A 13688-nucleotide genomic window follows, 5' to 3' on the forward strand; every position below is an offset into this window, starting at 1 on the left:
GGCGCTGTGCCGGCTGCCGGTGAGGGCGCAGTAGGCGATTTGGTGATGTGCTGGTGTGCCGACGCCCGACGCCCGGTGTGTCGACACACCGATGTACCAATGCATCAATCGGCCCATCCGCCGCATCCCCATCCGCCGAGACGCTGATGCGCCGACGTGCCGGTTTGTCGATACGTCAATCGTCTATGCACCGACGCACCGACGCACCGGTGCGCCGCTGCACCTACGCGCCTCGCGCGATGGTCAGCCTGCGATGGCCCGAGATCTTCGCGGGTCGCCGACTCCCTATACCGGCGCGATGCCATCGGCGCGCGCCCCAGTCCCGCCGACGTCATCCCGGCGAACGGATAAGCCGCCGCATTTCCACTAGCGCCACGGTAAATCCTTCCATTCCGCCGTCAGGAAAACCCTGACCGCCCCCAGCCGACCGCTGCCTTCTGCCCAGTTTTCACGACCGCAGCCTGCGCCGCCGCACGCCTATACCCGCGCTGCCCCCAAACCTCCTCCGACCGCGCTCCAGCAAGCGTCCCGGCACGCTCGACTTCCCATTCAAGGTATCGTGCGCCGCGAAATGTCCGTTCGTACGATGTATTTCGATACCTGGTGGGTATTAAATAGCCAGGACAAAAGTATTGGACGCAGCATTTCCCCGCCGCGTATAAATCCGTTCCATGAACTCGCCACACGCAACGTGCGACCTGCCGCGCAACGTCGAGCCGCACGACATCGCAACCGCACCACCGGCGTTGCCGTACTGGAAGTTTTCGGCGACACCGTCGCGTCGCCGCCCGCCGTTGCAATCCGACGGCGACGTTTGATTCGAGCAGCCGTCGTGTTGCGCGTGCCGCACCCGCCGATCGCTTTTTCCAAAACTACACGTGGAGACACCATCATGAGCATCAAGGTTTTCGAAACCAGGGAAGTGCAGGATCTGCTGAAGGCCGCATCGAGTGCGAACGCCAACGGCGCGAGCACCGGCGACGCGCGCACGCAGCAGATCGTGCTGCGGCTGCTCGGCGACCTTTTCAAGGCGATCGACGACCTCGACATCACGCCCGATGAAGTCTGGGCCGGCGTGAACTACCTGAACAAGCTCGGTCAGGACGGCGAAGCTGCGCTGCTCGCGGCCGGCCTCGGGCTCGAGAAGTATCTCGACATCCGCATGGACGCCGCCGACGCCGCGCTCGGCCTCGACGGCGGCACGCCGCGCACGATCGAAGGCCCGCTGTACGTCGCGGGCGCACCGGTGCGCGACGGCGTCGCGAAGATCGACCTCGACGCCGACGCAGGCGCCGGCCCGCTCGTGATCCACGGCACGGTCAAGGACCTCGACGGCAAGCCGGTGGCCGGCGCGCTGGTCGAATGCTGGCACGCGAACTCGCACGGCTTCTATTCGCATTTCGATCCGACCGGCGCGCAGCGCGACTTCAACCTGCGCGGCGCAGTCAGGACCGGCGCCGACGGCACCTACGCATTCCGCACGCTGATGCCGGTCGGCTACGGCTGCCCGCCGCAGGGCGCGACGCAGCAACTGCTGGACCGCCTCGGCCGCCACGGCAACCGTCCGGCGCACGTGCACTTCTTCGTGACGAGCGACGGCCATCGCAAGCTGACGACGCAGTTCAACATCGAAGGCGATCCGCTGATCTGGGATGACTTCGCGTATGCGACGCGCGAGGAACTGATCCCGCCCGTCACGACGAAGACCGGCGGCGCGGCGCAAGGGCTGAAGGCCGACGCGTACCAGGACATCACGTTCGACTTCGTGCTGACGCCGCGCGTCGGCGGCGCCGACAACCAGATCGTCGAACGCCCGCGCGCGAGCGTCGCCGCCTGAACACCCGACCGCACGGCCGCGCAAATACGCGGCCGCCGTCTCCCCAGGATTCAATCGACACCGATGCGAGCGTGCTTGCAGGACCCGGCACGCGCACAGGAGGAACCAACATGTCCGCGACGATCGACCCCACCACCGAACTGGACCACCTGCTCGCCACCGCGGTGCAGGACGACAAGGACGCCGGCATCTTCCGCTGCCGCCGCGACATCTTCACTAACGAGGCGCTGTACGCGCTCGAGATGAAGCACATCTTCGAGCGCAACTGGGTGTATCTCGCGCACGAGAGCCAGATCCCCGACAACAATGATTACTACACGACGTGGATCGGCCGCCAGCCGGTCGTCATCACGCGCGACAAGACCGGCGAGCTGCACGCGGTGCTCAACGCCTGCGCGCACAAGGGCGCGATGCTGTGCCGCCGCAGGCACGGCAACAAGGGCAGCTTCACGTGCCCGTTCCACGGCTGGACCTTCTCGAACACCGGCAAGCTGTTGAAGGTGAAGGACGAGAAGACCACCGAGTATCCGGTGCAGTTCAACACGAACGGCTCGCACGACCTGAAGAAGATCGCGCGCTTCCAGAGCTATCGCGGCTTCCTGTTCGGCAGCCTCAGCGACGACGTCCTGCCGCTCGAGGACTACCTCGGTGACGCGCGCGTGATCATCGACCAGATCGTCGACCAGGCACCGAACGGGCTCGAAGTGCTGCGCGGCAACTCCTCCTACATCTACGAAGGCAACTGGAAGATGCAGATGGAGAACGGCTGCGACGGCTATCACGTGAGCACCGTGCACTGGAACTACGCGGCGACGATGGGCCGCCGCAAGGAAGACGGCACGAAGGCCGTCGATGCGAACGGCTGGAGCAAGTCGGTCGCGGGCGTCTACGGCTTCGATCACGGCCACATCCTGCTGTGGACCAAGACGATGAACCCGGAAGTGCGGCCCGTGTACCGGCATCGCGACGAGATCGCCGCGCGCGTCGGCGCGGTACAGGCCGACTTCATCGTGAACCAGACGCGCAACCTGTGCGTGTATCCGAACGTGTTCCTGATGGACCAGTTCAGCACGCAGATTCGCGTGGTGCGTCCGCTCGCCGTCGACAAGACCGAGGTCAGCATCTTCTGCTTCGCGCCGAAGGGCGAGAGCGACGCCGATCGCGCGACGCGGATCCGTCAGTACGAGGACTTCTTCAACGTGTCCGGGATGGGCACCGCCGACGATCTCGAGGAATTCCGCGCATGCCAGGCCGGCTACGCGGGCAGCACGGCGATGTGGAACGACCTGTCGCGCGGCGCGCCGCTGTGGATCGACGGGCCGGACGAGAACGCCGCGAAGATGGGGCTGAACCCGCGCGTGTCGGGCGAGCGCAGCGAGGACGAAGGGCTGTTCGTGTGTCAGCACGAATACTGGGTGCGCGTGATGCGCGATGCGTTGCAGCAGGAACGCGGGGAGGCACAGGCATGAACATCGACTACCAGACCATTTGCGCGGCGCTGTATCGCGAAGCGCGCCTGCTCGACGATCGCGAGTGGGACGCGTGGCTCACGTGCTACGCCGAGGACGTCACGTACTGGATGCCCGCGTGGGACGACGACGATCGGCCGACCGAGGATCCGCAACGCCAGATCTCGCTGATGTACTACGCCGATCGCGGCGGCCTCGAGGACCGCGTGTTCCGGATCAAGACGGAGCGCAGCGGCGCATCGACGCCCGAGCCGCGCACCAGCCACAACGTGACGAACGTCGAGGTGCTGGCGCAGCGCGACGGCGAGGTGGACGTGCGCTACAACTTCCACACGCTGAACCACCGCTACCGCGTGACCGATCATTTCTTCGGCACGGCGTTCGTCACGCTGCGTCGCGCGGGCGATGCGTGGCTGATCTCGAACAAGAAGATCGTGCTGAAGAACGACTACATCCGGCAGGTGCTCGACGTGTATCACGTCTGACGCCGATCGACCGACAGTAACCAGACGGAGACGAAGCGATGTCCACCTACCAGATCGCACTGAACTTCGAGGACGGGGTCACCCGCTTCATCGACTGCAAGGCCGGCGAGAAAGTGCTCGATGCGGCATTCCGCGCGAAGATCAACCTGCCGATGGACTGCTCCGACGGCGTGTGCGGCACCTGCAAGTGCCGCGCGGAAAGCGGCCGCTACGACCTCGGCGACGACTATCTCGACGATGCACTGAGCGACGACGAGAAGGCGGCCGGCGTCGTGCTGACCTGCCAGATGGTGCCGCAAAGCGATTGCGTGATCGCGGTGCCGGCGTCGTCGCTCGCGTGCAAGACTGGCCACGGCGCGTTCGCCGCGACGGTCGCGAAGGTCGAGCCGCACAACGACGCGGCGATCGTGCTCGAACTCGACGTCGGCGCCGCCGCGCCGGTCTTTCTGCCGGGGCAGTACGTGAACATCGGCGTGCCGGGAAGCGGCCAGCACCGGTCGTATTCGTTCTCGTCCGCGCCGGGCGACGCGAAGCTCGCCTTCCTGATCAAGAAGATTCCGGGCGGCGTGATGAGCACGTGGCTCGAGACGGCTCGCGCGGGCGACACACTCGAACTCGACGGGCCGCTCGGCAGCTTCTACCTGCGCGAGGTCGCGCGCCCGCTGCTGTTTCTCGCGGGCGGCACGGGGCTCGCGCCGTTCCTGTCGATGCTCGAGGTGCTCGCGCGCAGCGGCTCGCAGCAGCAGGTGCATCTCGTCTACGGCGTGACGCGCGATCTCGATCTGGTGTGCGTGGAGGCGCTCGACGCGTACGCGGCGCGGCTGCCGAACTTCACGTTCGCGACGGTGGTTGCGGATGCGGCGTCGAACCACGCGCGCAAGGGCTGGGTCACGCAGCACATTCCGGCCGATGCGCTGAACGACGGCGACGTGGACGTCTATCTGTGCGGGCCGCCGCCGATGGTCGACGCGGTGCGCGGGTATTTCGACGAGCAGCGCGTGACGCCGCGCAGTTTCCATTACGAGAAGTTCACGCCGAACGTGACGGCGAAGGCGGCATGATGATGCAACGATTCTCGGGCAAGGTCGTCGTCGTTACCGGCGCGGCACAGGGCATCGGCCGCGGCGTCGCATTGCGCGCGGCGGCCGAGGGCGGCAGCGTGCTGCTGGTCGATCGTGCCGAATTCGTCGCCGAGGTGGCCGCCGAAGCGCCGGAGGGCAGCGCGGCCGCATGCGTCGCCGATCTGGAAACCTACGACGGCGCGCGCGCGGCGATCGCGTGTGCGATCGCGGCGTTCGGCCGGATCGACGTGTTGATCAACGGCGTCGGCGGCGCGATCCGGATGCGGCCGTTCGCCGAGTTCGAGCCGGCGCAGATCGACGCGGAGATTCGCCGCTCGCTGATGCCGACGCTGTACAGCTGCCATGCGGTGCTGCCGCATATGGTCGAGGCGGGCGGCGGCACGATCGTCAACGTGTCGTCGAACGCGACGCGCGGGATTCGCCGCGTGCCGTATTCGGCCGCGAAGGGCGGCGTCAACGCGCTGACGGCGGCGCTCGCGATGGAATACGCGGAACACGGGATCCGCGTGGTCGCGACCGCGCCGGGCGGCACCACGGCGCCGCCGCGCCGCGTGCCGCGCAATGCGGCCGGCGACAGCGCGCAGGAACAGGCGTGGATGGCCGAGGCGGTGCGGCAGGTGACCGATTCGACTTTCTTCAAGCGCTACGGCACGCTCGACGAGCAGATCGCGCCGATCCTGTTCCTCGCTTCGGACGAAGCGAGTTACATCACCGGCACCGTGCTGCCGGTCGCCGGCGGCGATACGGGCTGAGCGGCGCCCGGTTAGGCGAGGCCGCGGCGCGCGTGCAGGCGCGCCGTGTTGCACTTCAACAGGAGGAGCGGCCGGCGCTGTGCGCCCGGCCACGGAGACACCGATGCGCAACCGCGAAGCGATCATCCCGGCCGGGATGGAAAGCGTGTACGACAGGATCGGCTACGCGCCGGCGATCAAGGTCGGCGATACCGTTTACGTGTCGGGGCAGATCGGACGCGACGCGGCGATGCAGCTGGTCGAAGGTCGTGAAGCGCAGATCGTGCAGGCGTTCGAAAACCTCAAGCGCGTGCTCGAGGCGGGCGGCGCGACGCTCGCCGACGTGGTCGACCTGACGACGTTCCATACCGACATGCGCGACCTGCCGCTGTTCATGCAGGTGCGCGACCGTTATTTCCATGCGCATCCGCGGCCGGCGTGGACGGCCGTCGGCGCGCACATGCTTGGCGGCGCGCCGGGTTACATCGTGGAGATCAAGGCGGTGGCGGTGGTGGAGCGGTGAGCGTGAGGGTCGCGACGTGGGAGGTCGTCGGCTGCTTGTATGTACGATTGCGCGTGCAGATTCAACCGGTCGATGCAACACACTAGAATCTGCGCAAGCAGTGGAGGTGTTGCAAATGAAGCAGAGGCCGAGGATCTACTATTCTGAGAGTCAGAAAGCACTCATGTGGGACCGCTGGCGTAAAGGTGAAACGATTCATCAAATTGCCAAACTGTTCGATCGGGGCCACTCTTCGATACAGCGGATTCTGTCAGAGGCCGGCGGCATCGAGCCTCCGCAAAGACGTCGCGCACCGCAGACATTGACGCTCGCGGAACGCGAGGAAATCTCTCGCTGCCTGGTGAGCGGATTATCGATTCGGTCTATTGCGGTCAAGCTGGGACGTGCTCCTTCCACGATCAGCCGCGAGCTGCAGCGCAACGGAGGCAGCCAAGGTTATCGAGCGAGCCGTGCGGATGAGCTCGCCTGGGATCGGGCACGTCGCCCAAAGATTTGCAAATTAGTGAGCAACCAGACGCTGGCGCGAGTTGTCGCTGCAAAGCTGAGGCTGCAGTGGTCCCCTGAGCAGATTTCTGGTTGGCTCAAGCATGCGTATGCCGTCAACAAGGACCATCTGGTGTCACACGAGACGATCTATCGGAGCCTCTATATTCAAGCCCGCGGTGCCCTGAAAAAGGAATTGCTTGAACACTTGCGACGCTCTCGAGCGATGCGCCGGTCTCGCCATCACACATTGAAAACCGAAGACCGCACGAACATTCGCGACGCTGTATCGATCAGTGAACGCCCCGCGACGGCGGAGGATCGCGCGATACCCGGGCACTGGGAAGGTGACTTGCTGTTTGGCAACGCGACCAGCCAGATTGCGACTCTTGTCGAACGTCAGAGTCGATACGTGATGCTGGTAAAAGTAGCCGGTAAGGATTCCGAGGCTGTGGTCAACGCGCTGATACGACACGCCAGCAAGTTACCTCGAGAACTATATAAATCGCTGACCTGGGACAGGGGCACGGAAATGGCTGATCACAAACGCTTTACCGTGGCGACCAAGATTCAGGTCTATTTCTGCGATCCGCAGAATCCGTGGCAACGCGGCTCGAATGAAAACATGAACGGACTGCTGAGGCAGTACTTCCCGAAAGGCACCGACCTCTCTGCCTATTCCCAAGCCCAACTCGACGCTGTAGCGAGGCGTCTCAACGAGCGTCCGCGTAAGACGCTAAACTTTGACACACCCGCCCAGCGGTTCCATCAATCTGTTGCATCGACCGGTTGAATCTGCACGCGACGCTGGCCAGTCGCGCGATGGAACCGAAGTAGCTGGCACGTCGGGCCGCGACGACGCAATGAGTCCGTTCGACTGCGTCACCGCGAGCAAGGCGATCGGAGATGGGCGTGAGTGAAGGTGAGCCGGCCTTGTGTCGACCCTTTCTCTCCCGCACGGCATCGCGGACGATGGATCGCCGCGCGTAACGCCTGACGTCCTGTTGCGAAGCCGAAGTCGAAGCCGACACCGACACCGACACCGACACCGACACCGACACCGACACCGACACCGACACCGACACCGACACCGACACCGACACCGACACCGACACCGACACCGACACCGACACCGACACCGACACCGACACCGACCTTGGCGCCACCCGATTCACCCCCCGCGCCGCCCCTAGCGATGAATCGCCGCACGCAATCGCCGGACGTCCTGTTCGGACACCGGCGCCGCGCGATTCCCCCACGCGCCGCGCACGTAGCTGACGACCGCGGCGATCTGGCTGCTCGTCAGCGCGTCGCGCATCGTCGGCATCCGCTCGACGGGGCCGTTCTTGCCGGGCGCCGGCTGCGCGCCTTCGACGACGATGCGGATCGTGCTGGTCGGATCTGCCGCCAGCACGACGGAGTTCCCTGCGAGCGCCGGTCCGCGATCGGCGGCGCCCATGCCGTCCGCGCCGTGGCACCGGGCGCAGAAGCCCGCGTACACGCCCGCGCCCGGCGCCAACTGGCCGCCTTCGGGGCGCGGTCCGGCCGCGGTCAGCCGCGGCACGCCGACGCCGAGCGGGTTCGTCGCGGCCGTCGATTGCGCGGGCAACGACTTGAGGTACACGGCGATCGCATGACGATCGCCGTCGGTCAGCAGCGTGGTGCTCTCGCCGACGACCGGCGCCATCGCGCCGAACACCGCGCCGCGCGCGGCGTGGCCGCTGCGCAGGAACGCGGCGACGTCGTCGGCCGACCAGCGGCCGAGGCCGTCCGGCGCCGCGCCGGTCAGGTTCGGCGCGAACCAGTGATCGTTGATGCCGCCGGTCAGGAACGCCGGGCTGCGCTCGTCGTAGCCGCGCTCGTTGTAGGCCGGCCCGCGCGGCGTATGGCACGCGCCGCAGTGGCCGAGCCCCTGCACCAGATACGCGCCGCGATTCCATTCCGCCGATTTCGACGGCTGCGGCGTGAAGCGGTCGCGGTTCGCGAACACCAGGCTCCATAGCGACAGCGCCCAGCGCTGGTTGAACGGAAACGGCAGCTCCGTACGCTTTGCCGTATTCGCGGACGGCGCGACGCCGCGCATGAAATACGCGTACAGCGCACGCACGTCGGCGTCGCTCAGGTGCGCGAACGACGGGTACGGCATCGCCGGATACAGCCGACTGCCGTCCGCGCGCACGCCGCGCCGCAGCGCGTCGTCGAACTGTCGCAGCGTGTAGTTGCCGATGCCGTGCGTCGTGTCGGGTGTGATGTTCGGCGCGTAGATCGGGCCGAACGGCGAATTGACCGGCTGCCCGCCCGCGTACGGCGTGTGGTCGGCCGCGTCGTGGCACGCGGAGCAATCGCCGGCGAGCGCGAGGTAACGGCCGCGCGCGATCGTCGCGGCGTCGGCGCTCGCGGCGGCCGCGGCGACGATCGGGCGGCGCGACGAGGAAGTGGGGGATGCGGCGGAAGCAGCCGATGCGATTGAGGCGGACGATGCAGACGGCGCGGACGAAGGGGACAAAGAGGCCGAAGCGCGCGACGTAGAAGAAGCAGAAGAAGCAGAAGAAGCAGAAGAAGCAGAAGAAGCAGAAGAAGCAAAGGAAGCAGCAGACAACGCCACCCCACCCGAAGCCCCCACCACCGCCCGCTGTCGCTGCGCAAGCCGCGAATCTTCTTCCACCCGCGCCGACATTGACGCCCCGGCATCCGCCGCCGCCGCGATCCGCACGAAGCGCCAGCCCGACGCGGGCTCGGGCGCTTCGACAGCCGACGCCGCGTCGGCCGCCTCACCGCCGGACAGCGCGCGGTCGTGCTGTTGCATGTCGCATGCGGCGAGCGTCGCGCACAGTGCGGCGGCGAGCGCGGCACGGCGTCGCCGCAGCAGAAACGAAGCGTACGAGATCAGCGCCATGGACTGCACGGCCCCAGGAAAGCGGTGACGATGCCGGTGAACACGAGGCCCACCACGAACCCGAGCGCGGCGAGCATCGCGCAGCGCGCGAGGAAGCGCGTGCTGTCGTCGCGCGTCTCGGGCTGAGCCGCGCGATCGTGCGCGCGCCGCCACGCGCGCGCTGCCCACGCCGCGCACGCCGCCGCGAGCGCGAACGCAGCGGCCGCGATCAGCGCGAGCCACACGCCGACGTGCGCCCAGCGCGGCGCGGCCTGCGCGACGCCGAGCGGATAGCACGCCGTCGACGCGAGCGTCTCGGACACGAGCATCTGCGCGAACCACAGCGCCGGCGCGCCGACCAGGCCGGCCGCGATCGCGAGCAGCGGTGTCCATGCACGTCGCATGCCGTTCATCCCGGCCTCCGCAGCCAGTACGGCGATACGTACAGCGCAGTGAAGATGAACAGCCACACGACGTCGACGAAGTGCCAGTAGAGGCCGCCGACCGTCAGCGCGACGCGTCGCTCGCGGCCGAAGAAGCCTGCGGCCGTCCAGCCGGTCAGCAGCGCCAGGATCACGAGGCCGGCCGCCACGTGCGCGAGGTGAAAGCCCGTGATCGTGAAGTACAGGCTGCCGTACAGATGCGCGGTCGGCCCGTAAGGATGGGTGCGCCACTCGTGCAGCTGCACGAGCGCGAACGCGATGCCGAGCGCCAGCGCGACCGCGAGCGCCGCCACCGCGCGCGGCCGCTTGCCCGCGCGCACGTCGCGCTCGGCGAGCCACACGAACGCGCTGCTCGACAGCAGCACGACCGTGTTGCCGGCCGCGAGGCCGAGCTTCGGCATTCCTTCGGGCGGCCAGGGCGCGGCCCATTGCGATTGTAGATAGAAGTAGCAGAACAGCAGGTAGCCGAACAGCGCGGCCTCGGTCGCGACCAGCGTCAGCACACCCCACCAGCCACCCGCGCGCGTGCCGCAACTGCCGACCGGCAGCGGTGCGGCGCAGGCGGCGGGCGCGCCGGGCGGCAACCGCACCGAAGGCGGATCATCGGGATGCGCCCCGGCCGCTGCGGCCGGCACCGGCGTCGCGTCGCGCGCCGCCGCGCGTGCGCGTTGTCCGAGCGTGTCGCGCGGCCACAGCCATGCGGCGGTCGCGATCGCGCAGCCGGCCGTCGCCGCGCACACGAGCGCGGGCGAGCGCGCGAGCATCGCCGCGAAGACGGCGCTGGACAGCAGCGCGAGCACGAACGGCACGCAGCTGTCATCGGGCATCTTGAGGATCGCGCTCGGCTTCGCCGCGAGCGGCGTGACCGCCAGCGCCTCGCGGCCGTGCGCGAGCCGATAGCCGACCCGCATGCTGCTGCGCTGCGCGGCGTCGCGCGTTTCCCACAGCGGATGCCGCGACGCGACGAGCGGCAGCACCGCGAAGTTGTACGCCGGCGCGGGCGATGCGACCGACCATTCGAGCCCGGCCGCGCCCCACGGGTTCGCGCCGGCGCGCTGGCCGCGCCGCGCGCTGACGAGCGCGTTGACGACGAACATCACGATGCCGATGCCGAACACGAACGAGCCGATCGTGGTCAGCAGGTTCGACGTGTCCCAGCCCATCCCGGACGGGTACGTGTAGACGCGCCGCGGCATGCCGAGCAGCCCCGACACGTGCATCGGGAAGAAGCCGAGATTGAAGCCGACCAGCACGACCCAGAACGTCAGCCGGCCGAAGCGCTCGTTCATCATCCGGCCCGTGAACTTCGGGAACCAGTACGTCACGCCGCCGAGCACGGGAAACACGTTGATCCCGAGCAGCACGTAATGCAGGTGCGCGACGACGAAATACGTGTCGGTGAGCTGCCAGTCGAGCGGCACCGCGGCCGTCATCACGCCCGACACGCCGCCGATCACGAACATGAGCACGAAGCTCGCGAGATAGAGGAACGGCGTGCGGAACACCGGTCGTCCGGTCCAGATCGTCGCGATCCACGCGAACACGGCGACCGCGCTCGGGATCGAGATCAGCATGCTGGCCGCGCCGAAGAACGCGAGCGCGAGCGGCGCGATGCCGGTCGCGAACATGTGATGCACCCAGACCTCGAAGGCGATCAGCATCGTCGCGACCGTTGATACCGCGACGGCTTCGTACGCGACGAGCGGGCGGCGGCAGAACGTCGGCAGCGCGTCCGACACGATACCCATCGCCGGCAGCACGACGACGTACACCCACGGGTGCGCGAACATCCAGAACAGGTGCTGCCACAGCAGCGGCCGGCCGCCGTGCGCGACGTCGAAGAAATGCGTGCCGGCATTGCGGTCGAGCCACAGCAGCAGGAACGCGAGGCTCACCGAGGGCACCGCCACGAGGTTCGCGACCGACGCGGTCAGCGTGCCCCAGACGATGATCGGCAGCCGGTCGATCGACATGCCGTGCGCACGCATGCGCAACAGCGTGACGACGAAGTTCGCGGCGCCCCCCGTCGTCGAGATGCCGAGCAGGATCATCCCGAGCGCGTAGATGTCGATGTTCGCGCCCGCGCTGTAGTCGAGCGACGTGAGCGGCACGTAGTTGAACCAGCCGCCGTCGGGCACCGCGCCGAGCGGAAAGCTCGCGTACAGGAACAGCCCGGCGAACAGGAACACCCAGTACGAGAACGCGTTGAGCCGCGGGAACGCCATGTCGCGCGAGCCGAGCATCAGCGGCCACAGGTAGTTCGCGAAGCCGGACAGCACCGGCAGCGCGTACAGGAAGATCATCGTGACGCCGTGCATCGTGAACAGCGAGTCGTACTGCGCCGGGGTGAGCACCGTCGCGTTCGGCCGCGCGAGCTGGATGCGCATCACGAGCGCCTCGACGCCGCCGAGCAACAGGAACGCGAACGCGGTGACGATGTAGCGGATGCCGATGCGCTTGTGGTCCACCGTGCCGAGCCAGCCGCGCCAGCCGGGCGCCGACTCCCACAGCTCGGCGAGCGCCCGCTCGTGCTCGGAGCCCGGCGGCGCGTCGCCGAGGTCGGGCACGCGGCTGAGCGCGGAGCGCGTGTCGCGGGCAGCGGCCATCGTCATCCTCCGTTCAGTGCAGGGTTGCGAGATAGGCGGCGAGATCGTCGGCGTCGCGCGGCGCGAGCGCGAACGACGGCATCAGCGTTTGCGGCTTGCGCTGCTGCGCATGGGCGATCCAGTCGCGCAGGTTGGCCGGCGTGTTCTCCAGCGTGCCGGCCGCGAGCAGCCGGCGCGAGCCGACGTGCGTCAGGTCGGGGCCCGCATCGCCGGTCGCATCGGTGCCGCGCACCGCGTGGCAGCCGGCGCAGCGTTCGGTAAACAGGCGCCGGCCGCGCAATTCTGGGCCGGCGGCGTCAGCCGGCGCCGGCTGACGCTGCGCGGCGAGCCACGCGCGAAACGCGGCGGGCGGCTCGGCCACGACCTCGAACGCCATGTGCGCATGCTGCGCGCCGCAGTACTGCGAGCACTGCCCGCGATAGACGCCCGGCCGGTCGGCCTGCAGCCACTGGCGATTGGTCTGGCCGGGGATCGTCTGCGTCTTGCCGGCGAGTTGCGGTACCCAGAACGCGTGGATCACGTCGGCGCTCGTCAGTTCGACGAGCACCGGTTCGCCGACCGGGATGTGTATCTCGTTCGCGGTGACGAACGCCGCGCCGTCCGCGTCGGCCAGATAGCGGACGGCCCACCACCAGTCGTGCGCGGTCACGCCGATCGTCAGCGCGGGCGGCCGCGGCGGCGCGGCCACCACCGCGAGCACGCGCAGCATGTAGACGAGCGAGCCGAACAGCAGCACGATCGAAACGGCCGTGCCGACCGTCACGATGGTCAGCCCGCTGCGCGGGCCGGCCGCGCGCGGGCGGCGTCGGAAGATCGCGAGCGCCAGCAGCACGGCGATCGTCACGCACACCAACGTGCACAGCGCCAGCAACGCCCAGCCGAGCACCAGCACCGGCCGCGCGGCCGGCCCGGCCGCATGCGCGACGTACGCGAGCGGCAACGGGCCGGCCGGCGCGGCTGCCGCGCCGGCGGCATGCGCGAGCGACGGCGCGAGCGCGCACGCGGTCGAGCCGATGCGGGCGATACGGCATACGTTCATGAACGGCGGCACGAACAATGGCGGCTCCTGGTGTGATGCGGCGGCCCTTGCCGCACGCGTGTCGCGGCGAAGCAATTCCCGTGCGCGCGCCCGGCGCACGCCGACGGGCCGCGTG

The 13688-nt window shown here is 68.1% G+C and carries 11 protein-coding genes; 7 read left to right on the forward strand and 4 right to left on the reverse strand.

Translation table 11 applies throughout. From position 1 onward, the window contains the following. The first annotated feature begins 892 nt into the window (after positions 1–892). From catA to AK36_RS26495, 7 genes are all read left to right on the forward strand, one after another. Positions 893–1837, forward strand: a complete 945-nt coding sequence (catA, locus tag AK36_RS26465) for a catechol 1,2-dioxygenase (RefSeq protein WP_045579610.1) — start codon at positions 893–895, stop codon at positions 1835–1837. A 110-nt stretch (positions 1838–1947) separates the two neighbouring features. After that, on the forward strand, positions 1948–3306 hold the full coding sequence (locus tag AK36_RS26470) for a Rieske 2Fe-2S domain-containing protein (protein ID WP_011879962.1): 1359 nt from the start codon (positions 1948–1950) through the stop codon (positions 3304–3306). Continuing rightward, positions 3303–3791, forward strand: coding sequence for a benzoate 1,2-dioxygenase small subunit (gene benB / locus AK36_RS26475; protein ID WP_011879963.1), 489 nt, complete (start codon positions 3303–3305; stop codon positions 3789–3791). Before AK36_RS26470 ends, benB begins: the two co-directional genes overlap by 4 nt. Positions 3792–3829: 38 nt before the next feature. Continuing rightward, positions 3830–4852, forward strand: a complete 1023-nt coding sequence (gene benC, locus AK36_RS26480; RefSeq protein ID WP_011879964.1) for a benzoate 1,2-dioxygenase electron transfer component BenC — start codon at positions 3830–3832, stop codon at positions 4850–4852. Continuing rightward, on the forward strand, positions 4849–5625 hold the full coding sequence (gene benD, locus AK36_RS26485) for a benzoate diol dehydrogenase BenD (protein ID WP_011879965.1): 777 nt from the start codon (positions 4849–4851) through the stop codon (positions 5623–5625). The genes benC and benD overlap by 4 nt, the downstream gene beginning before the upstream one ends. 103 nt (positions 5626–5728) lie before the next feature. After that, on the forward strand, positions 5729–6127 hold the full coding sequence (locus AK36_RS26490; RefSeq protein ID WP_011879966.1) for a RidA family protein: 399 nt from the start codon (positions 5729–5731) through the stop codon (positions 6125–6127). 115 nt (positions 6128–6242) lie between these two features. Next, positions 6243–7403 carry an IS30 family transposase gene (locus AK36_RS26495; protein ID WP_034193953.1) on the forward strand — a complete coding sequence of 387 codons (1161 nt, stop codon included), beginning with the start codon at positions 6243–6245 and terminating at the stop codon, positions 7401–7403. A 396-nt stretch (positions 7404–7799) separates the two neighbouring features. Here the strand turns inward: AK36_RS26495 and AK36_RS26500 are convergent, their stop codons facing one another. From AK36_RS26500 to coxB, 4 genes are read right to left on the reverse strand one after another with little or no spacing between them, the layout of a single operon-like run. After that, complete coding sequence (locus AK36_RS26500) at positions 7800–9506, reverse strand: c-type cytochrome (protein ID WP_045579611.1); 1707 nt, start codon at positions 9504–9506, stop codon at positions 7800–7802. Further along, positions 9497–9898 (reverse strand): hypothetical protein, encoded by a 402-nt coding sequence (locus tag AK36_RS26505; RefSeq protein ID WP_043292611.1) that lies wholly within the window; start codon positions 9896–9898, stop codon positions 9497–9499. Before AK36_RS26505 ends, AK36_RS26500 begins: the two co-directional genes overlap by 10 nt. Further along, positions 9895–12534, reverse strand: coding sequence for a cytochrome c oxidase subunit I (ctaD, locus tag AK36_RS26510; protein ID WP_045579939.1), 2640 nt, complete (start codon positions 12532–12534; stop codon positions 9895–9897). Before ctaD ends, AK36_RS26505 begins: the two co-directional genes overlap by 4 nt. Before the next feature lie 13 nt (positions 12535–12547). Continuing rightward, the gene (coxB, locus tag AK36_RS26515) at positions 12548–13573 is read right to left on the reverse strand and encodes a cytochrome c oxidase subunit II (RefSeq protein ID WP_043292754.1); all 1026 of its coding nucleotides are present in this window, start codon (positions 13571–13573) and stop codon (positions 12548–12550) included. Between the last annotated feature and the right edge of the window lie 115 nt (positions 13574–13688).

Source organism: Burkholderia vietnamiensis LMG 10929 (genome assembly GCF_000959445.1).
GTDB classification, from domain to species: domain Bacteria; phylum Pseudomonadota; class Gammaproteobacteria; order Burkholderiales; family Burkholderiaceae; genus Burkholderia; species Burkholderia vietnamiensis.

What these genes read in the sequence shown, in the direction of transcription:
- catA (WP_045579610.1), top strand. Translation starts at nt 893, where the DNA reads ATGAGCATCAAGGTTTTCGAAACCAGGGAAGTGCAGGATCTGCTGAAG.
- AK36_RS26470 (WP_011879962.1), top strand. Translation starts at nt 1,948, where the DNA reads ATGTCCGCGACGATCGACCCCACCACCGAACTGGACCACCTGCTCGCC.
- benB (WP_011879963.1), top strand. Translation starts at nt 3,303, where the DNA reads ATGAACATCGACTACCAGACCATTTGCGCGGCGCTGTATCGCGAAGCG.
- benC (WP_011879964.1), top strand. Translation starts at nt 3,830, where the DNA reads ATGTCCACCTACCAGATCGCACTGAACTTCGAGGACGGGGTCACCCGC.
- benD (WP_011879965.1), top strand. Translation starts at nt 4,849, where the DNA reads ATGATGATGCAACGATTCTCGGGCAAGGTCGTCGTCGTTACCGGCGCG.
- AK36_RS26490 (WP_011879966.1), top strand. Translation starts at nt 5,729, where the DNA reads ATGCGCAACCGCGAAGCGATCATCCCGGCCGGGATGGAAAGCGTGTAC.
- AK36_RS26495 (WP_034193953.1), top strand. Translation starts at nt 6,243, where the DNA reads ATGAAGCAGAGGCCGAGGATCTACTATTCTGAGAGTCAGAAAGCACTC.
- AK36_RS26500 (WP_045579611.1), bottom strand. Translation starts at nt 9,506, where the DNA reads ATGGCGCTGATCTCGTACGCTTCGTTTCTGCTGCGGCGACGCCGTGCC.
- AK36_RS26505 (WP_043292611.1), bottom strand. Translation starts at nt 9,898, where the DNA reads ATGAACGGCATGCGACGTGCATGGACACCGCTGCTCGCGATCGCGGCC.
- ctaD (WP_045579939.1), bottom strand. Translation starts at nt 12,534, where the DNA reads ATGGCCGCTGCCCGCGACACGCGCTCCGCGCTCAGCCGCGTGCCCGAC.
- coxB (WP_043292754.1), bottom strand. Translation starts at nt 13,573, where the DNA reads ATGAACGTATGCCGTATCGCCCGCATCGGCTCGACCGCGTGCGCGCTC.